The 23,053-nt window shown below is 73.1% G+C and carries 18 protein-coding genes and 1 tRNA gene; 13 read left to right on the top strand and 6 right to left on the bottom strand.

Annotated elements, in window-relative coordinates:
- The first annotated feature begins 124 nt into the window (after positions 1-124).
- Together AB0I29_RS08645 and AB0I29_RS08640 are read left to right on the top strand one after the other, a co-directional pair.
- Complete coding sequence (locus tag AB0I29_RS08645) at positions 125-355, top strand: helix-turn-helix domain-containing protein (RefSeq protein ID WP_357480377.1); 231 nt, start codon at positions 125-127, stop codon at positions 353-355.
- Entirely contained in the window at positions 352-1,509 is a 1,158-nt protein-coding gene (locus AB0I29_RS08640) for a site-specific integrase (protein ID WP_357480374.1), read from the top strand. The genes AB0I29_RS08645 and AB0I29_RS08640 overlap by 4 nt, the downstream gene beginning before the upstream one ends.
- 101 nt (positions 1,510-1,610) lie before the next feature.
- On the opposite strand, the gene AB0I29_RS08635 is transcribed toward AB0I29_RS08640, so the two are convergent.
- Positions 1,611-1,683 (bottom strand) — tRNA-Arg (locus AB0I29_RS08635).
- A 268-nt stretch (positions 1,684-1,951) separates the two neighbouring features.
- Between AB0I29_RS08635 and AB0I29_RS08630 the strand changes: the two genes are divergently transcribed.
- The 4 genes from AB0I29_RS08630 (at position 1,952) to lysA (ending at position 7,215) form a co-directional block, all read left to right on the top strand.
- Complete coding sequence (locus AB0I29_RS08630) at positions 1,952-2,545, top strand: SigE family RNA polymerase sigma factor (RefSeq protein ID WP_285102614.1); 594 nt, start codon at positions 1,952-1,954, stop codon at positions 2,543-2,545.
- Complete coding sequence (locus AB0I29_RS08625) at positions 2,545-4,086, top strand: hypothetical protein (protein ID WP_357480371.1); 1,542 nt, start codon at positions 2,545-2,547, stop codon at positions 4,084-4,086. Before AB0I29_RS08630 ends, AB0I29_RS08625 begins: the two co-directional genes overlap by 1 nt.
- Positions 4,087-4,195: 109 nt before the next feature.
- Positions 4,196-5,857 (top strand): arginine--tRNA ligase, encoded by a 1,662-nt coding sequence (argS, locus tag AB0I29_RS08620; RefSeq protein WP_357480368.1) that lies wholly within the window; start codon positions 4,196-4,198, stop codon positions 5,855-5,857.
- On the top strand, positions 5,854-7,215 hold the full coding sequence (lysA, locus tag AB0I29_RS08615; protein ID WP_357480365.1) for a diaminopimelate decarboxylase: 1,362 nt from the start codon (positions 5,854-5,856) through the stop codon (positions 7,213-7,215). Before argS ends, lysA begins: the two co-directional genes overlap by 4 nt.
- Before the next feature lie 32 nt (positions 7,216-7,247).
- On the opposite strand, the gene AB0I29_RS08610 is transcribed toward lysA, so the two are convergent.
- The 4 genes from AB0I29_RS08610 to aceA form a co-directional block, all read right to left on the bottom strand.
- Positions 7,248-8,078 carry a hypothetical protein gene (locus AB0I29_RS08610; protein WP_357480362.1) on the bottom strand — a complete coding sequence of 277 codons (831 nt, stop codon included), beginning with the start codon at positions 8,076-8,078 and terminating at the stop codon, positions 7,248-7,250.
- 60 nt (positions 8,079-8,138) lie between these two features.
- The gene (locus AB0I29_RS08605; RefSeq protein WP_357480358.1) at positions 8,139-9,791 is read right to left on the bottom strand and encodes a D-alanyl-D-alanine carboxypeptidase family protein; all 1,653 of its coding nucleotides are present in this window, start codon (positions 9,789-9,791) and stop codon (positions 8,139-8,141) included.
- 461 nt (positions 9,792-10,252) lie between these two features.
- Positions 10,253-12,136 carry a malate synthase A gene (aceB, locus tag AB0I29_RS08600; RefSeq protein ID WP_357480355.1) on the bottom strand — a complete coding sequence of 628 codons (1,884 nt, stop codon included), beginning with the start codon at positions 12,134-12,136 and terminating at the stop codon, positions 10,253-10,255.
- A complete protein-coding gene (gene aceA / locus AB0I29_RS08595) occupies positions 12,136-13,494 on the bottom strand; it encodes an isocitrate lyase (RefSeq protein WP_357480352.1) in 1,359 nt (452 codons plus the stop codon). The genes aceB and aceA overlap by 1 nt, the downstream gene beginning before the upstream one ends.
- A gap of 273 nt (positions 13,495-13,767) precedes the next feature.
- Here aceA and AB0I29_RS08590 point away from each other — a divergent pair, with 273 nt between their 5' ends.
- Positions 13,768-15,261 carry a helix-turn-helix transcriptional regulator gene (locus AB0I29_RS08590; protein WP_285102622.1) on the top strand — a complete coding sequence of 498 codons (1,494 nt, stop codon included), beginning with the start codon at positions 13,768-13,770 and terminating at the stop codon, positions 15,259-15,261.
- 20 nt (positions 15,262-15,281) lie between these two features.
- Here the strand turns inward: AB0I29_RS08590 and AB0I29_RS08585 are convergent, their stop codons facing one another.
- Positions 15,282-16,577 (bottom strand): PHB depolymerase family esterase, encoded by a 1,296-nt coding sequence (locus AB0I29_RS08585; protein ID WP_357480349.1) that lies wholly within the window; start codon positions 16,575-16,577, stop codon positions 15,282-15,284.
- A gap of 266 nt (positions 16,578-16,843) precedes the next feature.
- On the opposite strand from AB0I29_RS08585, the gene AB0I29_RS08580 reads away from it, so the two are divergent.
- Genes AB0I29_RS08580 through AB0I29_RS08555 form a run of 6 tightly spaced genes read left to right on the top strand, consistent with a single transcriptional unit; the run spans position 16,844 to position 23,042 of the window.
- The gene (locus tag AB0I29_RS08580; RefSeq protein ID WP_357480346.1) at positions 16,844-18,025 is read left to right on the top strand and encodes a substrate-binding domain-containing protein; all 1,182 of its coding nucleotides are present in this window, start codon (positions 16,844-16,846) and stop codon (positions 18,023-18,025) included.
- The gene (locus tag AB0I29_RS08575; RefSeq protein WP_357480344.1) at positions 18,025-18,810 is read left to right on the top strand and encodes an ABC transporter ATP-binding protein; all 786 of its coding nucleotides are present in this window, start codon (positions 18,025-18,027) and stop codon (positions 18,808-18,810) included. Before AB0I29_RS08580 ends, AB0I29_RS08575 begins: the two co-directional genes overlap by 1 nt.
- On the top strand, positions 18,807-19,568 hold the full coding sequence (locus AB0I29_RS08570; protein ID WP_357480341.1) for an ABC transporter ATP-binding protein: 762 nt from the start codon (positions 18,807-18,809) through the stop codon (positions 19,566-19,568). Before AB0I29_RS08575 ends, AB0I29_RS08570 begins: the two co-directional genes overlap by 4 nt.
- Positions 19,565-20,440: a branched-chain amino acid ABC transporter permease gene (locus AB0I29_RS08565; protein WP_285102627.1), complete on the top strand. Its 876-nt coding sequence runs from the start codon at positions 19,565-19,567 to the stop codon at positions 20,438-20,440. Before AB0I29_RS08570 ends, AB0I29_RS08565 begins: the two co-directional genes overlap by 4 nt.
- Positions 20,437-21,498: a branched-chain amino acid ABC transporter permease gene (locus AB0I29_RS08560; protein WP_357480337.1), complete on the top strand. Its 1,062-nt coding sequence runs from the start codon at positions 20,437-20,439 to the stop codon at positions 21,496-21,498. Before AB0I29_RS08565 ends, AB0I29_RS08560 begins: the two co-directional genes overlap by 4 nt.
- Positions 21,495-23,042: an AMP-binding protein gene (locus AB0I29_RS08555; RefSeq protein ID WP_357480334.1), complete on the top strand. Its 1,548-nt coding sequence runs from the start codon at positions 21,495-21,497 to the stop codon at positions 23,040-23,042. The genes AB0I29_RS08560 and AB0I29_RS08555 overlap by 4 nt, the downstream gene beginning before the upstream one ends.
- Positions 23,043-23,053 lie beyond the last annotated feature (11 nt).

Here is a 23,053-nt window from a genome sequence, read left to right as displayed (position 1 = left end):
AACCCCAGGTCAGGGGCACTTTTTAGGGGTGACATCGAGGGGTGACAACTGTCACCCCTCACCCCCTCAGGCCGCCCGCCAGAACCGCACGAAGCACCACCAGACGAACCAGGGAGACGCCGTCATGGCAACCGCCACACCGCCGGTCTACACCGCGACCGAACCCACCGTCACCGCCGTAGTGCCACTGCTGTACCGCGTCGAGGAAGCCGCCGAAGCACTCCGGGTCTCCCGGACCCAGGTCTATGCGCTGATCCGCTGCGGAGCGCTCCGTACCGTCAAGATCGGCGGCAGCCGGCGTGTGCCTGTCGCCGCCGTCGCGGAGTACGTCGCGAACCTCGGAGCTGCTGCGTGAGCGCCCCGACCACGGAGAAGGCGCGCCGCCCTCGGGGCGAGGGCGGCGTGTACTTCAACGCGAAGCGGAACCGGTACATCGCTGAGCATGTTGTCGGGTATGACGGCAAGGGCGACGAGATCCGCAAGACCGCCTCGGGGAAGACCGAGGCAGCGGCGCTCAAGGCGCTCCGTGAGCGCGTGCGCCAGTACGAGGCTGGCATAGTCCAGGGCGCGGACCGGTACACCGTCGGCCAGGCCGTCGAGGACTGGCTGACGTACAGCCGGACCGAGGTCGGGGAGAAGACCGTGCGCGGCAACCGCGACTTCTTCGAGCACCACATCCGCCCGCACCTGGGCGGACGGCGGATCAAGGATCTCCGGCCCGTCGAGGTCGAGAAGTGGATGCACGACCTTGCGCCGGACCTGGGGCGCTCCGCCTTGAAGCAGATCCTCTCCGTGCTCCGGAGGTCGCTCGACCGGGCCGTGACGCTCGGTCTCGCGGAACGGAACGTCACGACCCTGGTTCAGCCCCCGAAGGGGCGCACGGGCCGCAAGTCGAGGTCGTTCACGTTGGAGCAGGTGCGGGCGATCCTCGACAGCCCATCGGCCAGCGAGCACTGGATGTACCCCTACGTCGTCGTGTCGCTCACGGTCGGCTTGCGGACAGAGGAGGCCCGGGCGCTGCGCTGGGATCACGTCCACCTCTCTCCGGTGCCGCATGTGTGGGTCTGGCGCTCCGTGCGCGAGGACGGCGACACCAAGACCGAGAAGTCCCGCCGCACCCTGGCGCTGCCGAGCGTCGCCGTGCGGGCGCTCAACCGGCAGTGGGCATGGCAGGACGACCGGCGGCGGGCGATGGGGGACGCATGGCCCAGCCCGGACCTGGTCTTCACCACGGGATCGGGGACAGAGCTCCAACCTGACAACGTCCGCCGTGACTTCCGCGTCCTGCTCCGTGACGTGCCAGGCATCGAGCCGGAGCAGTGGACTCCGCGCGACATGAGGCACACCTTCGTGTCGCTGCTCTCCCAGGGTGAGGTCCCCATCGAGGAGGTCTCACGGCTCGTCGGGCACAGCGACATCGGCACGACGGAGAACGTCTACCGGCACGAGCTGCGGCCCGTTCTCCAGAACGGAGCGCGAGCGATGGACGGCGTACTCAGCACCCCATAGGCCAGCAGTTAGGCCAGCAGTAGTCGACAGAAGGCCGAGAGAACGGAGAAAGCGACAGGCCGTGACCAGCGTTCGCGCTGGTCACGGCCTGTTTTTGTCTGTGCGCCTGAAGGGATTCGAACCCCCGACCTTCTGCTCCGGAGGCAGACGCTCTATCCACTGAGCTACAGGCGCGTGACCGTTGTCCGGGGAGGCGATGCTCCCCTAACGGCCGAAGCGAGACTACCAGGTGAGCGGCCCGGAGTGTGCATCGGGCGGTGTGACCCGCGCTGCCGTTCGGGCCGGGGGAGCATGCCACGTGAAACCCGGTGGCGGGCAGGAGAGGTGCGGATTGCCCGGCAACCTTCTCTCGACCGCGTGCGTCTGTGTGCCGTGAATCTTCGATGTGCTCGAGACCTGAGGCGTACGGACGGGTACGCGGACGACGAACGAGGTGGTGGACATGGCGAGTGACGACGCGGCGGTCCTCGACGACCCCCGTGCCAGGGTGGTGACCACGGGTACGGCGGCGGAGCGGTTCACGGTGTTCGCACGGGAGCGGTCGCCCGAGCTGTCCCGGATCGCCTACCTGCTGTGCGGCGACGCACACCGGGCCGCCGACCTGGTGCAGCTCGCACTGGAACGGACCTACCGGGCCTGGGGCCGGGTGGGCGACGGCGACCCGTTCGCCTACGCGCGGCGGGTGATCGCCACGGCCCGGATCGACAGCTGGCGACGAACCCGGCGCGACGTCCTGGTGGCCCCGGCCGACCTGCGACCCGGTGCCGCGTCGGACGGCACGCAGCACGTCGTCGACCGCGACGCACTGGTGGGGGCACTCCGGCAGCTCCCGGCGGGACAGCGGCGCGTCGTCGTCCTGCGGTACCTGCTGGACCGGACCGAGAAGCAGACGGCGGAGGACCTCGGGATCTCCGTGGGGGCCGTGAAGTCGGGCGCGTCCCGCGGCCTCGACCGGCTGCGGGCGGTCCTCGGCACCGGCCAGTCGGCGGCCGCCCAGGCCGGCACACCCAACACCTCGCGAAAGGAGGCGCAGTGATGAAGGAGCAGAGCGACACGCTGGTGACCCTGATCCACGACGCGGCGGGCCAGGTCGGGCCCGTGGCCGGGATCGACGGCGAGATGATGGCCCGGCGAGCGATCCGGCACGAGCGCACCCGGCGCGGGGTGATCGGCGGCGCCGTGGCGCTCGCCGTCGCGGCGGTCGTGACCGTCGGCGGCCTGGTCGCGACCGGCAGGCAGACGCTGCCGGCCGGATGGCCCTTCGGGGGCGGGTGGCACGACGTGTCCGGGGGCGGGCTGCTGCTGTCGGTGCCGGCTGACTGGGATGCGTACGACCAGGGCGAGGGCTACCCCTCCTGGGGCACGGACGAGAAGGACGGCGCGTTCGACCCCGCGGCGGTCACGTCGGCCGTGACGGTCGTGCCCGTCGACGAGGGCGGGGCGCTGACGGAGGCGGACGGCGACGTGGTCGAGACCGACGTGCCGGCCGCGGCGTCGGCGCAGTACCTGTTGATGGAGGAGGGCTGGACGGGCGGTCCGGAAGGAGCGCTGGACGTCGAGCTGGAGTCCGGGCGAACCGTCCGCGTCCTCGTGGTCCTGCCCGACGCGCCGGAGTCCGCGGGGCTGTTCGAGCAGCTCGTCGAGGGCGTCCGGGTCGACCCTGACGCGACCGAGGAGGATCTTGAGGGACAGGGGCCGATGCTCGACGTCATCGAGGAGCACCCCGCGGACTGGGCGGTCCAGGAGCACCAGGGCCTGAGCTTCGCGGTGCCGGGCGACTGGGTGGAGGACGAGCTGTCCGCCACCCGGGAGGACAACTGGCCGACCGTGTCGATGGACGACACCGACGGGGAGCTGCGACTGCAGGTGACCACGTCCGGGGCCTCACCTGTCCCGGACGAGGAGTTCGGGTACGCGTACGGTCTCGACCTGCCCCCGGGCGCCGACCGCGCCGGCGCGGAGCTGGACCCGCAGGACGGGACGCTCCACGCCTTCGTCGAGGTCCGACGGGCCGGAGGGCGTACCTACTCGATCGACGTCTACGTCCCGGAGGGCGCGGACGGCGACCGGGTCGTGAGCACGATCGCCGGCAGCCTGGAGTTCACGCCGGAAGCGGACGACCTGCCCGCCTACGAGGACCTGATCGACGCCCGGGCGCTCGTGGACGCCGCACCGGCCGTCCCGCAGGACTGGGTGGTCGTGTCCGACGTCCCGGGCATCCGCCTGCGGGTGCCGTCGGACTGGATCGACCAGGCCGGAGGCGACGGCACGATCGCGCGCTACGCCCCGGGTGACCAGGACGAAGGCGTGGGCGCCTTGATCGAGGAGGCCGGGATCCTCGGCAACGGCGAGATCCCGGTCGGCGGGTACCGGCTGGATGTCCCGGGAGCGGAGCGTGCGACCGTCCGGATGACCGACTACACCGCCTACGGGGAGGCCGAGGCCGCGGCGTTCAACGCCCGGGCCGAGGTGGAGCTCCCCGACGGCAGGTTCGTGCAGCTCACCTACGACGGGCCGCCGGACTCCGGCGAGCGGTTCTGGCAGATGCTCGGCACCCTCGAGGTGGGCACGGACTGACGGTCGTTCCGGACGGCGGTGGTGCATCCCGGTATGGGGTGTGCCACCGTCGTCCGGCGCCTGTGGACAACCGGGGCGGGGCACCCGGCCCGGCCGATAGAATCGATCCGTGACCCCCACCGAGCTCTCCGAAGCGCTGAGCGCTGCCCTTGCCGCGGCCGTCGCCGACGGCACACTCGCCCTGCCTGCCGATGCCGTCCCGGCCTCGGTCCACGTGGAGCGACCCAGGCAGCGAGAGCACGGGGACTGGGCCACGAACGTGGCCCTCCAGCTCGCGAAGAAGGCGGGCACGACGCCGCGGGCGCTCGCGGAGGACCTGGCGGCGCGCCTGGGCGCGACCCCGGGCATCAAGTCCGTCGGCGTCGCCGGCCCGGGCTTCCTCAACATCACGCTCGACGCGGCCGTGGCGGGCGAGCTCGCCCGCACCATCGTGGAGGCCGGCTCGGCGTACGGCCGGGGCGAGGCCCTGACCGGCCAGGTGATCAACCTGGAGTTCATCAGCGCCAACCCGACCGGCCCGCTGCACATCGGGCACACCCGGTGGGCCGCGCTGGGCGACTCGCTGGGGCGCATCCTCCGCGCCGCGGGCGCCGACGTGACCGCCGAGTACTACATCAACGACGCGGGCGCCCAGATGGACCGCTTCGGGGAGTCCGTGCTGGCGCGTGCCACGGACGGCGAGGTGCCCGAGGGCGGCTACCGCGGCGAGTACGTCAAGGAGCTCGCGGCCAAGGTGCTCGCGGACCGCCCGGACCTGCCCGAGCTGCCGCACGACGAGGCCGTCGCGGTGGCCCGCGAGTCGGGCTACGCGCACCAGCTCGCCGAGATCCGCGAGGTGCTGGAGAGCTTCGGCGTGCACTTCGACGTCTGGTTCTCCGAGCGGGACCTGCACAGCTCGGGCGCCGTCGAGAAGGCCGTGGCCCGCCTGCGCGAGCAGGGGCACGTGTTCGACCAGGAGGGCGCGGTCTGGCTGCGCACCACCGACTTCACCGACGACAAGGACCGCGTGATGGTCCGGGCGAACGGCGAGCCCACCTACTTCGCGTCGGACGCCGCGTACTACCTGTCCAAGAAGGACCGTGGGTTCCCGGGCAAGATCTACCTGCTCGGCGCCGACCACCACGGGTACGTCAACCGGCTCAAGGCCATCGCGGCGTGCGCCGGGGACGACCCGGAGACGAACATCGAGGTGCTGATCGGCCAGCTCGTCAACGTCGGCGGCGCCAAGCTGTCCAAGCGCGCCGGCAACATCATCGAGCTGCGCGACCTGGTCGACTGGATCGGCAAGGACGCCGTCCGCTACTCGCTCGCGCGCTACCCCGCGGACACGCCGCTGGAGCTGCAGGGCGAGGACATGCTCAAGCAGACCAACGACAACCCGGTCTTCTACGTCCAGTACGCGCACAGCCGCACGGTGCAGATCGGCGCCAAGGCCGTGGAGCGCGGCGTGCGTCGCGCGGACGGGTTCGACCCGGCGCAGCTCTCGCACGGCTCGGAGGCGGCGCTGATCGGCCGCCTCACCGAGTTCCCGCGGATCGTGGCGCAGGCCGCCGAGCTGCGCGAGCCGCACCGCGTGGCCCGCTACCTGGAGGCCCTCGCCGGCGACTTCCACTCCTGGTACAACGACGACGAGAAGCTGCGCGTCACGCCGTACCCGGACGAGGAGGTCACGGACGCGCACCGGGCCCGGCTCTGGCTGAACGACGCCGTCCGCACGGTCCTGGCCAACGGCCTCGACCTGCTGGGCGTGAGCGCCCCGGAGCGGATGTGACCGGCGCGCCCTGGTCCACCGGTGTCGGCCGGCTGCCGGACGGCGCGCTGGCCGTCGCCGGCGTGGACGTCCGCGACCTTGCCGCCGAGCACGGCACGCCCGCCTACGTGCTGGACGAGGCCGACTTCCGGATGCGCGCCCGCGCGTACCGCACGGCGTTCGAGGCCGCGTTCGGCGCGGTCGGCGCCGGTGTGGACGTCTACTACGCCGGCAAGGCGCTGCTCACCGTGGCCGTCGCGCGCTGGGCGCGCGAGGAGGGGCTGCGGGTCGACACCGCCTCCAGCGGCGAGCTCGCCGTCGCGCTGCGGGCCGAGGTACCGGGGGCCGAGATCGGCCTGCACGGCAACAACAAGTCCGACGCCGAGATCCTGCGTGCCCTGGACGCCGGGGTGGGCCGCATCATCGTGGACTCGCTGGTCGAGATCGAGCGCGTCGCGCGGCTCGCGGCGGAGCGCGGGGTCGTGGCGCCGGTGATGGTCCGCGTGACCACGGGCGTGCACGCCGGTGGCCACGAGTACATCGCGACGGCCCACGAGGACCAGAAGTTCGGCCTCTCCGTCAACGCGGCGGACGGGGCGGAGAGCCCCGCGATGGCCGCCCTGCTGCAGGTGCTCAAGCACCCCGAGCTGAGGCTGCTCGGCATCCACTCCCACATCGGCTCGCAGATCCTCGACCCGGACGGGTTCGAGGCCGCCGCCCGCGTGGTGCTGCGCCTGCGCGCCGACCTGGCCGAGCGGTCGGGCGTGCTGGTCGACGAGGTCGACCTCGGCGGGGGGTACGGCATCGCCTACCTGCCGGGCGACGTCGCGCTCGACCCGGAGCGCGTGGCGAAGGACATCGCGCAGTCGGTCGCCGGGGTGTGCCAGGAGCTGGGCACGAGCCTGCCGCGGTTCTCGATCGAGCCCGGCCGGGCGATCGTCGGCCCCGCGGGCCTCACGCTGTACACGGTCGGCACGGTCAAGCCCGTCACGGTCTCGGCCGACGACGGCGCGGACTTCACGCGCACCTACGTGTCCGTCGACGGCGGCATGAGCGACAACATCCGCCCGGCCCTGTACGGCGCGGCGTACCACGCCGAGGTCGTGGGCCGGACGTCGGCGGCGGAGACCGTGCTGGCGCGGGTGGTCGGCAAGCACTGCGAGTCCGGCGACATCGTGGTGCACGAGGTGCGCCTGCCCGCCGACGTGCGCGCGGGCGACCTGCTCGCCGTGGCCGCCACCGGTGCCTACGGGCGCTCGATGGCGTCGAACTACAACATGCTGCCCCGCCCGCCCGTGGTCGCGGTGGCCGGCGGAGCCTCGCGGGTGCTGGTGCGACGCGAGACCGAGGACGACCTGCTGGGCCTCGACCAGGGCTGAACCGGGTGCCGGCCGCGCGGCCGGCACCCAGGTCAGACGCCCTGGGCGTCGTCCACGTGGCACCCCTCGGCGGTGTCCTCGTAGTCGTCGATGTGCCCTTCGATCTGCTTGCCCAGCTCCTCCAGCTGGACGCTGAGCGCATCGATCTCGGAGCCGATGGTCTCCGCCGCGGAGATGTCGCCTGCATTGATCGCGGCCATGAAGTCGTTCAGGCCCTCCAGGTAGACGACCGTCTTGTCGTCCAGCTTGGCCGAGACCTCGAGCATGGCGTCCGCGTCGTCGATCGCGCCGATGCAGGCGGTCGCCGTGGTCTCGGCCCGCTCCTTGGCGATCTCCAGGTCGTCGATCGTCGCGCGGGCCTCGGCGAGGGTCTCCTCCGCGCCCGCCAGGTCCGCCGAGAGCGCCGCCGCACGCGACTGCCAGTCGTTGGTCGAGACCACGCCGAGCGCGCCCCACACCATGGCCGCGATCAGCAGCACCACCAGCACGAGGGTGACGGCGTGGTTCTTGAGGAACGCCACGGCGCTTCCGAGCGCCTGCCCGGGTGCTGGCGCGTCCGGGGCGCCAGCTCCGGTCGGTGCCACCGCTGACGGCTCCGCTCCAGCCGGCCCGGCCGCGTCGGCATCTTCAGCCGGCCCGGCCGCGTCGGCCGCGGGCGGCGCCGCGCTCTCGGCGGTCAGCACCTGGCCGGCCGCCGGCTCCGCTCCGTCGTTCGCGACCGGGTCGTTCGCGACCGGCCCGGCCGCCGTCGTGCTGCCGTTCGTGGCGTCGGAGACGGAGCCGTTCGATGCGTCCGGAGCCGGAAGGGGCTCGCCGGACGGATTCAGTTCTGGAGCGCGGGTCGCGCTCTCGTCGTCGGACATGGGCGCACCGTATCCGGCCAAAAGGGCGAAAGCCGACGTATTTGAGCCGGAGGTGAAAGATCACCCGGCCCGGTTCGTGGCCCCGCTCGCGCTGCCGCCCCCGAGCAGGCCGTCGACGACTCCGCCGACCACGCCCTCGACCGTGTCGCCGACCAGGCCGACCGTGCCGCCGACCACGTCCTCGACCAGGCCCGAGCCGGTGGGGGAGTCCGGGTCCTCCTGCGCGGGCGGTTCGGTCGGCGTGGGCTCGGCCGGGGCCGGCGGCTCGGGAGCGGTCGGCGTGCTGCCGCCCGGTTCCGCCGACGAGTCGCCGGAGACCTCGGTCCCACCGGATCCGCCGTCCTGCCCGCCGTCCGAGCCGGCGTCGGAGCCGGCCCCGCCGGACGTCGGCCGCTTCGTGGCCGCGGCCTCCTCCGCGGGCCGGGAGCCCAGGTTCGCCGGATCGGTCCGGGACGCCGGGACCGACCCCCACGTGCCGACGTCGGCCGGATCGATGGCCCGGTTCGGGATCGAGCCCGCCGCGAAGAACTCGAAGTGCCACGGCTCCGGCTTGGCGCCGTCGAGCCGGGCCCAGGACGGGTTGTCCCAGCCGTAGTCGGGCGCGTGCAGGCGCAGCCACACGTACTCGGGGGAGCTGCCGCCGGCGACGGGGTCGCCCAGGTCGATCGCGAGGCCCCAGCCGTGGTTCGACGTGCCGGGGATCGCGGCCAGGTGCGGCTTGGTCCCCTTGACCACCACCTGCATGTCGTACGAGCGGTAGGAGTCCGTCAGCGGGATCGGGTGGCCGAACTCGTCCTCGAAGCGTGCGCTGAGAGCCGTCAGCCGCTCGGCCGCGTCGCAGCGCAGCAGGTGGCCGGGCGCGAAGGGCAGCGCGCAGAGCACGTCCGCGGGGATGCGGCCGTTGGCGTACCCCGCGGTGGAGTCGCCGTAGGCCGCCACGGTCTCCAGCAGGTTGCGGCGCAGCGAGGTGCCCGCGTCCGGCAGCGTGTCGATCAGCGCGGTGGGCGACGACGGGTCGAGCATGTTGGCGAGCCGCATCGCGGCGACGGCCACCTCGTCGAACGTCACGTAGCCCGGCCCCTCGTCGGGGACGGCGCGCTTCGGCGGGAAGGCCTCGGACGGGCCCCACTCCGGGGCCCTGCTCTGGTGGAGCGCGCTCGTGACGGTCCGGGACACCTGCTCGGCCCGCATCGCCTCGGCCGCGGGGGTCGCCGTGCCCGACTTGCCCGCCGCCGGTGCTGACTCGACCCGGAGCGGCCGGTCTGCCTCGGCCAGGGCGAGCTGTTGCGCCTGGTAGGTCGTGTAGAGCATGCCGAGCTCCGCGGCGGCCTGGGCGACGCCGGGGCTGGGTGACGAGCTCTGCCGCAGCGTCCGCTCGGCGCGGTCCAGGACGGCGAGGACCTGGCTGACGGTGACGCCGTCCGCCGCGGTGGCCGGTGCGGGCACGGCCTGCCGGACGGCGCCCAGCCGCACCGCAGCCTGTCCCGCGCCGGACGCCGCGGGCACCGCCGCCACACCCGCCGTCGACGCGCCGAGGAGCCCGGCGCCCGCCGTCGGGACGCTCGTGGACACGCTGACGAGCACCCCGCCGGTCACCGCGAGGGCGACGACGCCGGTCCAGGCGCTGCGCCCGTGGCGGCCCCGGGTTGCGCGGCGCCGGTCGTCGGATCGGCGGAACGCCGCTCCCGGCTGGGGCGACTGCGAGCCTGACACCCCTGGCCCTGACGCCCCCGTCTCGGCAGCACCGGCATGAGGCCTGCCCGGACCGCCCTCGTCCGACGTCCGGTCCACCGGCTGTGCACCGTTCGGCTGTTCGCTCACTGGTCAACGCCCCCTTGCGTATGACATCGGCGCCGGCGGACCACGGTCCGCCCGCCGACCGGTCGGGGCAGCGGAGCGGTCCGGAGACCCGCTGCCGTCCGTCGAAGAACGCCCAGGGTAGCGCTACTGACGGTGTGTGCAACAACCGGAATGTCGCGCTTGCCGGCCCCACCCCGGCGCCACCCGCGCGCCACCCCACCCGGCGCCCACGCGGCGCCCCGTGAGAGTGCCCGACGCCGCGCCGGTCTCACCCCAGGGGTGGTGGGGCGCCGAGAGAGCGGCGACCGGCACGGCGTCGGGCGGTGGAAGGGACGCCCCGCCACAGCGGGGCGTCCCAGCCTGAGGTCGACCGGCTACGGCCGGTCGACGGGCGAGCCCACCAGGTGCCCCTGGTAGGCCGGGCTCGTGAGGAACGCCGGGAAGTCGTCCTCGAGAGCGACGGCGCGGAAGATCTCGGCCGCGTCGTCGATCCGGTTGCCGTGGCCGTGCGGCAGCGAGGCCACGACGTCGAGCAGGATGGCCTCGACGCGCTCCCGGGTCACGGGCTGCCGGTCGTCATCGGTCACGGTGCCCGACGCGATCCACTGCCAGACCTGGGACCGGGAGATCTCCGCGGTGGCGGCGTCCTCCATGAGGCTGTCCAGCGCGGCGGCCCCGGTACCGCGGAGCCACGCGTCGAGGTAGCGCACGGCCACCGAGACGTTCGAGCGCAGCCCGGCGGACGTCACGGTCGCCCCGGCCCGCCGCGCCGACGCGACGTCGAGCAGCTCGTGCTGCCCCACGGCGACGTCGGGCCGCAGGCGGGTGACCTGGTTCGGCGCGTCGCCGAGCACGGCGTCGAACTCGGCCTCGGCCACCGGGATGAGGTCGGGGTGGGCCACCCAGGTGCCGTCGAAGCCGTCGCCGGCCTCGCGCTTCTTGTCCACGGCGACCTGCTGGAACGCCTGCCGCGTGACCTCCGGGTTGCGGCGGTCGGGGATGAACGCGCTCATGCCGCCGATGGCGTGCGCGCCGCGCTTGTGGCAGGTGGCCACCAGCAGCTCGGTGTACGCGCGCATGAACGGCGCCGTCATGGTGACCTGGGCGCGGTCGGGCAGCACGTACGAGTCGCCGCGCGTGCGGAAGCACTTGATCACCGAGAACAGGTAGTCCCAGCGGCCGGCGTTCAGCCCGGCGCAGTGGTCACGCAGCTCGTAGAGGATCTCCTCCATCTCGAACGCCGCGGCGAGCGTCTCGATGAGCACCGTGGCGCGCACGGTGCCGCGCGGGATGCCGAGCGCGTCCTGCGCCACCTCGAAGACCTCGTTCCACAGCCGCGCCTCCCGGTAGCCCTCGAGCTTGGGCAGGTAGAAGTACGGGCCACGGCCGCGGGCGACGAGCTCGGCGGCATTGTGGAAGAAGTAGAGACCGAAGTCCACGAGGCTGCCGAGCGTGCTGCTCGTGATGCCGTTCGCGTCCGTGTACCGCAGGTGCGCCTCGTCGAGGTGCCAGCCGCGCGGGCGGAACACGATGGTCGGGAGGTCCACGAGGTCGGCCGACCGCAGCGTGTACTCCTTGCCGCCCTCGTTCGTGAAGCTGAGCGTGCCGCGGATGGCGTCGTGCAGCGCGAGCTGCCCCTCGATCACGTTGGGCCACGTGGGGCTGGACGCGTCCTCGGCGTCGGCCAGCCAGCACCGGGCGCCCGAGTTGAGCGCGTTGATGGTCATCTTCGGGTCGGTGGGACCCGTGATCTCGACGCGCCGGTCCTCCAGGCCGGGCGCGTTGCGCGATCCGGCCACCCGCCAGTCCGGGTCGTCCCGCACCGGCCGCGTCGAGGCCCGGAAGTCCGGGTCGCTGCCGTCGGCGATGTCCTGGCGGCGCAGCTGGCGCTGCGCGATCAGCTCGTCGCGGCGGGCGTCGAACCGGTCGTGGAGCAGGGCGAGGAACGCCAGGGCCTCCGGCGTCAGGATCTCGCCGTACCGCGGCCCGACGGCCGCGGTCACGGTGATCACGCCCCGGCGGGCGCCGGTCCCCGAGGCGCCCACCCCGCCGTTCGGCAGCGTGCTGGGGGCCGAGCTCCGGGGCGCGGGAGCCGGGGCGGGCGCCTGCGTGGGAGCGGGGGTCGACGGGGTGGACGCGGTGCGGGGCGCCGTGGCGGACCCGGTGCGGGCCGCCGGCGGGGTGCCGATCCCGGCCAGGCCGGCGTCGGCGTCGTAGGGGCTGGTGCCCTGGGCGCGGGTGTCGATGGTGGCGGTCATCAGAACTGCGCCGCCTCGGTCGAGCCGGCCAGGGCGGTGGTCGCCGAGTCCGGGTTGAGCGCGGTGGCGACGCGGTCGAAGTAGCCGGTGCCGACCTCGCGCTGGTGCCGCGTGGCGGTGTAGCCGCGCTCCTCGGCGGCGAACTCCAGCTCCTGCAGCTTCACGTACGCCGACATCTGCTCGCGGGCGTACCCGTGGGCGAGGTCGAACATCGAGTAGTTCAGGGCGTGGAAGCCGGCCAGGGTGATGAACTGGAACGTGAACCCCATCGCGCCCAGCTCGCGCTGGAACTTCGCGATCGTGTCGTCGTCGAGGTGCTTCTTCCAGTTGAACGACGGCGAGCAGTTGTAGCTCAGCATCTGGTCGGGGAAGTCGGCCTTGACGGCCTCGGCGAACGTGCGGGCCAGCTCCAGGTCGGGCGTGCCGGTCTCCATCCAGATCAGGTCGGAGTAGGGCGCGTAGGCCTTGGCGCGGGCGATGCACGGCTCGATGCCGTTGGTCACCTTGTAGAAGCCCTCGTTGGTGCGCTCGCCGGTGATGAAGGGGCGGTCACGCTCGTCGACGTCCGAGGTGATCAGGGTCGCCGCCTCGGCGTCGGTCCGGGCGATCACGATGGACGGGACGTCGGCGACGTCGGCCGCGAGCCGCGCGGCGTTGAGCGTGCGCACGTGCTGCTGGGTGGGGATGAGCACTTTGCCGCCCAGGTGGCCGCACTTCTTCTCCGAGGCGAGCTGGTCCTCCCAGTGCACGCCCGCGGCGCCCGACTGGATCATCGACTTCATCAGCTCGTACGCGTTGAGCGGGCCGCCGAAGCCGGCCTCGGCGTCGGCCACGATCGGGGCGAGCCAGTCGCGGGTGGGGGTGCCGTTCTCGGCGACGTCGATCTGGTCGGCGCGCAGCAGGGCGTTGTTGATGCGGCGGACCACGGCGGGCACGGAGTTGGCCGGGTAGAGCGACTGGTCGGGGTAGGTCTGCCCCGAGAGGTTCGCGTCGCCGGCGACCTGCCAGCCGGAGAGGTAGATGGCCTGCAGGCCGGCCTTGACCTGCTGCACCGCCTGGTTGCCGGTCAGCGCGCCGAGGGCGTTGATGTAGTCCTCCTCGTGCAGCTGGCGCCACAGGCGCTCGGCGCCGCGGCGGGCGAGGGTGCTCTCCTCGCCGACCGAGCCGCGCAGGGCGACGACGTCCTCGGCGGTGAAGCTGCGCTCGATGCCGGCCCAGCGGGAATCGGTGTCCCAGGACTGCTGCAGCTCTGCGGCCGTCTGGATCTGGTCCCCGGCGCGCACGGAGGCCTGCGCCGGCACCGCGGTCGTCGCGGACGTGGTCGCCTCGGACGTGTGGTCGATCGTGGGTGCGCTCATGGCGGGTCTCCTTCTCGGGACGGAACGTTGTCACCGCGTCTGCCGGTGACGTGTTACGACCATCTGCCCTCCGCGACCCCCTGCTCAAGCAGATCCGCGCAGAAGTTTTCGTGTTCTTCTGTTGATCGGAAGCCTTTGCCTATGTCACCCTCTGGCATGGCAGGAAGCACCGAGAATCGCGGAACCGCCCGAAACGCGGCATCCTCGCGTTCCCCGCAGAGCGGGCAGAGCGGTCAGCCGCGCCGGCAGGCGGCGGGCGCCACGCGCCGTCCGGTGGCGCGCCCCGCGCCTGGCGCGGCGGCGGGTGCCGCAGGCGGCCCGACGGCGGACGGCGAGCCGGACGCGCTCACGATCGGCCGGCGCATCCGCTACCTGCGGACGAGCAAGGGCATGACGCTCGAAGACCTCGCCGGCGCGATCGACCGCGCCCCGTCGCAGGTCAGCACGCTGGAGAACGGGAAGCGGGAGCCCAAGTTCTCCCAGCTCCAGGCCATCGCCCGGGCGCTCGGCGCCGGGGTGGACGACCTCCTGTCGGCCGAGCCGCCGTCGGAGCGGGACGCGCTGGAGATCGAGCTGGAGCGGGTGCAGCGCGGCCCGCTGTTCGCGTCGCTCGGGATCGACGGCGTGCGGATCGGCAAGTCGCTGCCCACCGACGCGCTCGGCACCATCCTGGCGCTGCACCGGGAGCTGGAGCGCCTGCACACCGAGCGTGCGGCCACCCCCGAGGAGGCGCGCCGGGCCAACGGCGAGCTCCGCGACGACATGCGCGCCAAGGACAACTACCTGCCCGAGCTGGAGCAGGTCGCCAAGGAGCTGCTCGCCGACGTGGGGCACACCTCCGGGCCGCTGCCGCAGCGGATGGCCGCGGAGATCGCCGCGCACCTGGGCTTCACCCTGCACTACGTGAGCGACCTGCCGCACTCGACGCGGTCGGTGATCGACACCCGCAACCGCCGCGTCTACCTGCCGTCCAAGGGGTTCCGTGGCCGCTCGAACACCCGATCGGCGCTGCTCCAGGCGCTCGCCTCGCACGTGCTCGACCACACCGAGCCGGGCCACTACGGCGAGTTCCTGCGCCAGCGGGTCGAGGCCAACTACCTCGCGGCGGCCCTGATGGTGCCGGAGAAGCCGGGCGTGAAGTTCCTGCGCGACGCCAAGGACGAGCGCTCCATCGCGATCGAGGACCTGCGCGACGCGTTCGGGGTGTCGTTCGAGACCGCCGCGCACCGGTTCACGAACCTCGCCACGCGGCACCTCGGCATCCCGGTGCACTTCATGAAGGTCCACGAGTCGGGGATCCTGCACAAGGCGTACGAGAACGACGGCGTGCGGTTCCCCTCGGACGCCCTGGGCGCCGTCGAGGGCCAGCACGTGTGCAAGCAGTGGACGGCGCGCCAGGTGTTCGACGTCGAGGACCGGTTCAACCCGTACGCGCAGTACACGGACACGCCGTCGGGCACGTACTGGTGCACCTCGCGCGTGGAGAACACGTCGGACGGCGCCTTCTCGGTGTCGGTCGGCGTGCCGTTCGCGCACGTCAAGTGGTTCTCCGGCCGCGAGACGACGGTCCGGTCGGCCTCGCGGTGCCCCGACGAGTCGTGCTGCCGGCGTCCGCCCGCGGACCTGACCGAGAAGTGGGGCGACTTCGCCTGGCCCTCCGCCCGGCCGCACGCGTCGATGCTCGCCGCGATGCCCTCGGGCGCGTACCCGGGCGTGGAGACCACGGAGGTCTACACGTTCCTGGAAAGGCACGCCCCCGAGGGCTGAGCGGATTCGGCAGCGCTGCGTCAGCAGCCCGTGACCAGGTCGTACACCCCCTCCGACGTCTCCCGCAGGGTCGTCACGGTCGCGTTCCCCTGGCCGAGATAGTCCAGGGAGCCGACGGCGTAGAACGGGTTGTACGGGTCGATGCCGTACGACGTGGCCCGGCCCGCGGCCTGGTGCTGGGCGTTCGTGGCCGCGCCGCAGAACAGGCCCGGCGGGTCCGTGGGCGGGTCGGTGGGCGGGTCCGTCGGCGGGTCGGTGGGCTCGGCCGACCGGTCCACCCGCCGGTTGTTGTCGAAGAAGAAGTCCGTCACGTACGCGGGGTAGTTCACCGAGCTCGTCGAGATGTACGAGCCGCCCGGCCCGCCGCCGGCCGGCCACGCGTGGCCCACGTTCGTGTTGGCGATGAGGGAGACGCGGGGCCCCGCGGCGTCGGACCACAGCGTTCCGCTGCCGGCGGTGTTCGTACCGGGCAGGCCCGCCAGCGAGAACGACGACTGGCTGGAGGCGCCGTAGATACCGGCCATGACCTGCGCGTTCAGCGTGTTGTAACCCGTCGCGACGGTCGTGTCGGACGACCCGTACACCACCGACGTCACCTGCGTGCCGAAGCCCGGCGACCCGGTCGAGGCGAAGTTGCGGCAGACGGTGGTGGCCTGCGCCTGCGTGGTCGCCACCGACCCGATCTGGCCGGACGTCGTACCGACCGTGGGGCCGGCGTTGATGCCGATCCCCGCGAAGACGTCGGGCGCGAGGCAGCCCATGACCATGGTCTCGCCGCCGCCGGAGGAGAGCCCGGAGAGGTACACCTGGTTGGGGTCGATCCCGAGCGAGGCGTCCCCGAGCAGGTCGTCGACGAGCTGCAGCAGGTTGTCGTCGTGCCGCGCCGGGTTGGCCCGCGAGTGCGAGGTGTCGTAGTAGTCCCAGCAGCCGAGCAGCACGCCGCCGTTCGGCGCCGCTGGGACGGCCACGACCATGCCGTGCTCGTCGGCCGTCGTGGTCCAGTTGCCGCCGTTCTTGAGGTTGGTCGACGTCTGCACGCAGCCGTGCAGGTTGATCATCAGCGCCCGCCCGGCCGCCAGCGCGGGTTCCGAGGTCGGCACGTAGAGCTGCGTGGTCATGCCGCCCGCCGTGCGGGACGACCAGGCGCCGGCCGCGGCGACCTGCTCGACGGCGGTGGGCGCGCCGGGCTGGGCGGCCGCGGTCGTGCTCGCGACGGCGGCCGCCGCGGGCGGGACGAGCGCCACGGCGACGGCCGCGATCCAGACGAGCGCACGGCGGCCGGGTCGGCCGGGCGGGCGCGGGGACGGGTGTGTCATGCGAACCTCCACGTTGAGGTCGTGCTGCCCGAGGCGCTCCGATGCGCGGGGTCAGCCGGACATCTGCGGACATTAGGTGCGACCTGAATCACCTGTCAATAGTTCACCCGGCCGGTTCCGCGGGCGGATGGGTTGACACGAGATGCCCGTCTCGTCCACTATCTCCGCAACCTGAATCGCCTCTCAGGTTTGGGCGACGTAGCCCGCACCCCACGAGCGGCGACCACCCGAAGAAGGGCAGAGTCATGCGGACGAGGAAGTCCCTCATGGCCGTCGCCGCCGCGGCGGTGACGGGCCTGGCGCTCGCAGCGTGCGCGCCGACCGGCGCGACCACCGGCGGCAGCGGCGACGACGGCGCGGACGCGGCGCCGATCGACGTCGGCATCGTCTACTCGGAGTCCGGGCCGCTCGCCGCCTACGGCGCGGCCTACAAGCAGGGGTTCGAGGCGGGCATCGAGTACGCCACCGACGGCACCGGGACGGTGGCCGGCCACGAGCTCAACGTCACGTTCCACGACGACGCCGGCGACCCCGAGAAGGCGGTCTCGCAGGCCAAGGACCTGATCGGCAAGGGCTACCAGATCCTGGGCGGCACGGTCGTCTCGGGCGTGGCGCTGCCGCTCGCCGAGCAGGCCGAACAGAACAAGGTCCTGTACGTCTCCGGTCCCGCGGCCGTGGACACGCTCACCGGCATCAACCGCTACACGTTCCGCAGCGGCCGGCAGTCGCTGCAGGACGTCGCCGCGGCGGGCACGTTCGTGGACCCGGAAGGCGCGAAGGTCGTCGTCTTCGCCCAGGACAACGCGTTCGGGCAGGGCAACCTCGCCGCGGTCGAGGGCGTGCTGGGCGGCCAGGGCGCGGAGGTCTCCTCGGTGCTGGTGCCCGAGGACGCGACCGAGTTCACGCCCTTCGCCAAGAAGGTGCTCGACGCCGAGGCCGACATGGTCTTCGTGGCCTGGGCCGGCGCCACGACGGGCGCGATGTGGCAGGGCCTGGACCAGCAGGGCGTGCTCGACGAGACCACCGTCGTCACGGGCCTGGGCGACGTGGCCACCTACGGCGCCTACGGCGACGCTGCCGAGAAGGTCAGCTTCCTCAACCACTACTTCCCCGGCGCGGCGGGCACCGAGACCGAGACCGCGATGCTGGACGCCGTCGAGGCGGCCGGCGGCACGCCCGACCTGTTCACGCCGGACGGCTTCGTGGCGGCGCAGCTCGTCGTGCACGCGATCGAGGAGGGCGCCGGCGACGTCGAGGCGATGGTCGACGCGCTGGAGGGCTATACGTTCGAGGGCCCCAAGGGCGAGACCACGGTCCGCGCCTCCGACCACGCGCTGATCCAGCCGATGTACCAGGCCAAGCTGGTCAAGGACGCCGACGCCTGGATGCCGGAGCTGGTCGAGGTCATCGACGGCGAGGCCGTCGCGCCCGCCGAGGCGACCGACTGATGGCAGCGGGTGGCGAGCCGGTCCTCGAGACGGCCGGGCTCGGGCTGACGATCGGCGGCGCGCGGATCCTCGACGGGGTGGACCTCCGGGTGGGGCGCGGCGAGCTGCTGGGCGTGATCGGTCCGAACGGCGCGGGCAAGACCACGCTGTTCAACCTGATCAGCGGGATCTACCGGGCCACGAGTGGCCGCGTGCTGCTCGGGGGCCGGGACGTGACCGCGGCGTCCGTCGCCGTCCGGGCCCGCGCCGGCCTGGGCCGGACGTTCCAGACGTCGAGCTTGTTCCCGCGGCTGTCCGTCGTGGAGAACGTCCGGCTCGCCACCCAGCGCCGCCTCGGCGGCAGCCTCTCGGTCCTGAGCTTTCCCCGGCGCGGCGACGTCGCGTCGGCGGAGGCCGCCGAGCACCTGGTCACCGTGGGTCTGACCCACCGGTCCGACGTCGCGGCCGGCGACCTGTCCCACGGCGACAAGCGCAAGCTGGAGATCGCCGTGCTGCTGGCCATGGACTCGTCGGTGGTGCTGCTGGACGAGCCGATGGCGGGCGTGGCGACGGGCGACGTCGCCGGGCTGGTCGAGGTGATCCGGTCCATCAACGACTCCGGCCGCACGGTACTCATGGTGGAGCACCACATGGACGTGGTGCTGGGCCTGGCCGACCGGGTCGCCGTCATGCACCACGGCGAGCTGCTGACCTGCGACGTCCCGGAGAAGGTCATGGCGGACGAGACGGTGCAGTCCGCCTACCTGGGCACGACGGCCGGCTCGACCGCGGGGAGTGCCGCATGAGCGGGCCGAACGTGCTGGAGGTGCGCGGCCTGTCGGCGCGCATCGCCGGGCAGCAGGTGGTGCACGACGTGTCGTTCGAGGTCCCGGCGTCCGGCGTCACCGCGGTGCTCGGCCGCAACGGCGTCGGCAAGACGTCCAGCCTGCGGGCGATCCTCGGCCTGATCGAACGCTCGGGCGAGGTGCTGCTCGACGGCGTCCGCGTGGACGCCGAGCGCACGGACCGCATCGTCCGGCGCGGCGTGGGCTACGTGCCGGAGGACCGCGAGGTGTTCGCGGGCCTGACGGTGGCGGAGAACCTCCGGCTCGCGGAACGCCGCGGTTCCACGGCAGAGCATCGCGAGCTCGTCGACACCCTGTTCCCGGACCTGGTCAGGCGCGCCGGACAGCGTGCGGGCACGCTCTCGGGCGGGCAGCAGCAGATGGTCTCCCTGGCACGGGCGCTGCTCAACGAGAACCGGATCCTCCTCGTGGACGAGCCCACCAAGGGGCTCGCCCCGCGGATCGTGACCGAGGTGGCCGAGACCCTGGCCGCGGCCGCCCGGACCGTGCCCGTGCTGCTCGTGGAGCAGAACCTGCAGGTCGTCGAGCGGCTGGCCGAGCGCGTCGTGGTCATCGACGCCGGACGCGTGGTGCACACGGGCCCGGCGCGGGCCCTGCTCGACGACCCCGACCTGGTCCAGCGGCTGCTGGGAGTCTCGGCCGGCGAGCACGACCCGTCCGGCGAGGAAGCAGCGACCACCGCGGAGGCCGGCCGATGAGCACCCTGATCCTCCTGCTCGCCACGGGCCTCGGCCTGGGCGGGCTGTACTTCCTCGTCGCCTCGGGCCTGTCCCTGATCTACGGCCTGATGGGCGTGCTGAACTTCGCGCACGGGTCGTTCCTCACGCTCGGCGCGTTCGTCGGGCTGGCGGCCGGCAACCTCGTCGGCGCGGGCACCTGGGGCGGCCTCCTGCTGGGCCTCGTGGTGGGCGCGCTGACCGGCGCGGCCGCGGCGACCGCCACCGAGCTGGGCCTCATCCGTCCGCTCTACGACCGGCACATCGAGCAGGTGCTCGTCACCGTGGGCCTCTCGCTCGCCACGGTCGCCCTGTTCGAGGGGATCTGGGGGCCGAACCCCCGGAACGTCACGCGCACCGAGTGGCTCGCCTCGACCACGGACGTGCTGGGCGCGCACGTGCCGAACACCGCGTTCCTCAACGTGCTCGCGGCGGCCGCCGTGCTCGGCGGCATCGTCGCGTTCCTGCGGTACACGCGGTACGGCCTGATCATCCGCGCCGGCGTCGAGAACCGGGCCATGGTCACGGCACTTGGCATCGACGTGCGCCGCGCGTTCACGCTCGTCTTCGCCGTGGGCGGGGCCGCGGCCGGCCTGGGTGGCGTGCTGGCCACGCAGTCGCTGAACTACGTCTCCCCGCACATGGGCGCGAGCCTGCTGATCTTCGCGTTCATCGTCACGGTGATCGGCGGCATGGGCTCGCTGACCGGGGCCGCGGTGGCGTCCGTCGTCGTCGCCGTGCTGCAGCAGCTCGCGAACTTCTACCTGAACAACACCGGCGACCTGATCGTCGTCCTGCTCCTGGCGCTCGTGCTGCTCGTGCGCCCGTCCGGACTGATGGGGAGGCCCGCATGAACCGCGTAAGCACCCGCCTCGGTGGCCTGGCGCTCCTGGTGCTGCTCGCCTGCCTGCCGCTGCTCGCGCTCCCGGTGCCGGGCGTGCTGCCCGGGTACACCTACGAGCCCGGCACGCTCCAGCTCCTCGCCCTGTGCTGGCTGACGGCGGCGCTCGCGCTGTCCTACCACCTGCTGTTCGGGGTGGCGGGCCTGATGAGCTTCGGGCACGCGCTCTACTTCGCGGCCGGGATCTACGGGCTGGCGATCGTGCTGGACCGCACCGACGTGCCGCTCCTGCCCGCCGCCGCACTGGTACTGGTGGGCGGCGTGGCCCTCGCGTTCGTCGTGGGCGCCATCTCCCTGCGCGTCACCGGCATCTCGTTCGCGATGGTCACGCTCGCGTTCGCCCAGGCGGGCAACGTGCTGGTGCGCCGCGACCAGGGCGACCTGACCGGCGGCGAGGAGGGCCTCGCGCTCGCGACCGACGGCGTGCCGGCCGCCCTGGTGGGCGTGGTCAACACCCGCAACCTGTACTGGCTGGCGCTCGCGGTGCTGCTGGTGGTCTACCTGGTGGTGCTGTGGATCGAGCGCAGCCGGGCGGGGCACATGGCCGCGGCCGTGCGTGAGAACGAGGTGCGCGTGCGGATCATCGGCGGCCGCCCGTACCTGACCAAGCTCGTGGTGTTCGTGCTGGCGGCATCGCTCGCGACCGTGGTCGGGATGGCGTACCTGCTGCTGCAGTCCGGCGCGTCGCCGGCGACGTCGACCGCGGACTTCACGCTCACGCTCCTGGTCATGGTGGTGCTGGGCGGCGTCGGGTCGCGGTGGGGCGCGGTCGTGGGGGCGGTGCTCTACACGCTGCTGGACCAGCGCCTCGCCGAGCTCGCGCACTCCGAGGCCGTGGCCGGGCTGCCGGCCGTGCTGCGGATCCCGCTGTCGGAGCCGATGTTCCTGCTGGGCACGTGCTTCGTGCTGGTCGTGATCTTCCTGCCGGGCGGGCTGGCGGGCGCGGCCGAGCGGCTGGCCGCCCGGCGTCGGACCGCGGTCCGGCCCGAGCCCGAGGGGGTGGCGGCATGAGCGACCTGCACACGCTGGGCCGGTGGCCGCGCGACCGCGCGCTGGCCACGCCCGACCGGGTGGCCGTGGACGACCGCGGCGTCACCCTGACATATCGCGCCCTGGACGCGCGAGCCACGGCACTGGCGGGCCGGCTGCTCGACGCCGGGTACGTGGCGGGCGACCGGATCGCCACCGTCACCGGCAACAGCTCCGACCAGGTGGTGCTGTTCTTCGCCTGCGCCAAGGCCGGGCTCGTGCTCGCGCCGCTGTCGTGGCGGCTGTCCCCGCACGAGCTCGCGGCGCAGCTCGACCAGGCCGACCCCGCGCTCGTGCTCGTCGAGGAGGAGTGCGGCACCCTGGCGGACGCCGCGCTCGAACGGCTGCCGCTGCCGCCGTCGCGCACGGCGCTCGGGCCGCACGGCGTGGAGGCGCGCGTGCCCGCGCCCACGCGGCGGACGTCGCTCGCGGAGCCGTCCGCCGGAGCGCGGGGCCGGGTGGTGCGCGACGACGACCCGCTGCTGCTGGTGTTCACGTCCGGCACGGGCGGCGCCTCGCGGGGTGCGCTGCTCACCCACGCGAACTGCTTCTGGAACAACCTGTCGCTGTCCCGGACGGTCGAGCTGACCAGCACGGACGTGGTGCTCTCGGTGCTGCCCCAGTTCCACGTGGGCGGCTGGAACATCCAGCCGCTGCTGGCCTGGTGGACGGGCGCCACCGTGGTGCTGGAGCGCACCTTCGAGCCCGAGCGCGTGCTGCGCCTGGTCGCCGACCGGCGCGTCACCACGATGATGGGCGTGCCCACCAACTACCTGCTGCTCGCCGAGCACCCCGGCTTCGCGGCGGCCGACCTGAGCTCGCTGCGGCACGCGGTGGTGGGCGGCGCGCCCATGCCGGAGCCGCTGCTGCGCGCCTGGCACCGGCGCGGCGTCGCGCTCACCCAGGGTTACGGGCTCACCGAGGCGGGCCCCAACGTGCTCTGCCTGCCCGACGACGTGGCGCGCGACCGCGTCGGCTCCGCCGGCGTGCCGTACCCGCACGTCGAGGTGGCGGTGGCCGACCCGGTCACCGGCGAGCACCTCGTGGGCACCGCCACGGGCGAGCTGCTGGTGCGCGGCCCGAGCGTGTTCGCGGGCTACTTCCGGGAGCCGGAGGCGACGGCGGCGTCGTTCGCGGGCGGCTGGCTGCGCACCGGTGACCTGGTGGAACGCGACGCCGACGGGTACTACCGCGTGGTCGACCGGCTCAAGGACGTGTTCATCACGGGCGGCGAGAACGTCACCCCGGCCGAGGTGGAGGCGGCGCTGCGCCGGCACCCCGCCGTGGCGGACGCCGCCGTGGTGGGCGTGCCCGACGAGCGCTGGGGCGAGGTGGGCCACGCGTTCGTGGTGCCGCGCGGCGGGCTGCTCACCGACGCGGAGGATCTCGCGGCCTTCTGCCGGCGCGAGCTGGCCGGCTACAAGGTGCCGCGGCACTTCGACCTCGTCCCGGACCTGCCACGCTCGTCCCTGAACAAGGTGGTGCGCTCGGCGCTCCACGTACGCCCTGCCAAGGAGGCCCGGTGAGCACCATCTCC

The organism is Promicromonospora sp. NPDC050262, assembly GCF_040655935.1.
In the GTDB taxonomy this organism is placed as follows: domain Bacteria; phylum Actinomycetota; class Actinomycetes; order Actinomycetales; family Cellulomonadaceae; genus Promicromonospora.
This window is presented reverse-complemented; position numbering and strand designations above follow the sequence as displayed.

What these genes read in the sequence shown, in the direction of transcription:
- AB0I29_RS08580 (WP_357480346.1), top strand. Translation starts at nt 16,844, where the DNA reads ATGGCCGTCGCCGCCGCGGCGGTGACGGGCCTGGCGCTCGCAGCGTGC.
- AB0I29_RS08585 (WP_357480349.1), bottom strand. Translation starts at nt 16,577, where the DNA reads ATGACACACCCGTCCCCGCGCCCGCCCGGCCGACCCGGCCGCCGTGCG.
- AB0I29_RS08570 (WP_357480341.1), top strand. Translation starts at nt 18,807, where the DNA reads ATGAGCGGGCCGAACGTGCTGGAGGTGCGCGGCCTGTCGGCGCGCATC.
- AB0I29_RS08560 (WP_357480337.1), top strand. Translation starts at nt 20,437, where the DNA reads ATGAACCGCGTAAGCACCCGCCTCGGTGGCCTGGCGCTCCTGGTGCTG.
- AB0I29_RS08625 (WP_357480371.1), top strand. Translation starts at nt 2,545, where the DNA reads ATGAAGGAGCAGAGCGACACGCTGGTGACCCTGATCCACGACGCGGCG.
- AB0I29_RS08610 (WP_357480362.1), bottom strand. Translation starts at nt 8,078, where the DNA reads ATGTCCGACGACGAGAGCGCGACCCGCGCTCCAGAACTGAATCCGTCC.
- AB0I29_RS08630 (WP_285102614.1), top strand. Translation starts at nt 1,952, where the DNA reads ATGGCGAGTGACGACGCGGCGGTCCTCGACGACCCCCGTGCCAGGGTG.
- aceA (WP_357480352.1), bottom strand. Translation starts at nt 13,494, where the DNA reads ATGAGCGCACCCACGATCGACCACACGTCCGAGGCGACCACGTCCGCG.
- aceB (WP_357480355.1), bottom strand. Translation starts at nt 12,136, where the DNA reads ATGACCGCCACCATCGACACCCGCGCCCAGGGCACCAGCCCCTACGAC.
- AB0I29_RS08645 (WP_357480377.1), top strand. Translation starts at nt 125, where the DNA reads ATGGCAACCGCCACACCGCCGGTCTACACCGCGACCGAACCCACCGTC.
- AB0I29_RS08565 (WP_285102627.1), top strand. Translation starts at nt 19,565, where the DNA reads ATGAGCACCCTGATCCTCCTGCTCGCCACGGGCCTCGGCCTGGGCGGG.
- AB0I29_RS08555 (WP_357480334.1), top strand. Translation starts at nt 21,495, where the DNA reads ATGAGCGACCTGCACACGCTGGGCCGGTGGCCGCGCGACCGCGCGCTG.
- AB0I29_RS08575 (WP_357480344.1), top strand. Translation starts at nt 18,025, where the DNA reads ATGGCAGCGGGTGGCGAGCCGGTCCTCGAGACGGCCGGGCTCGGGCTG.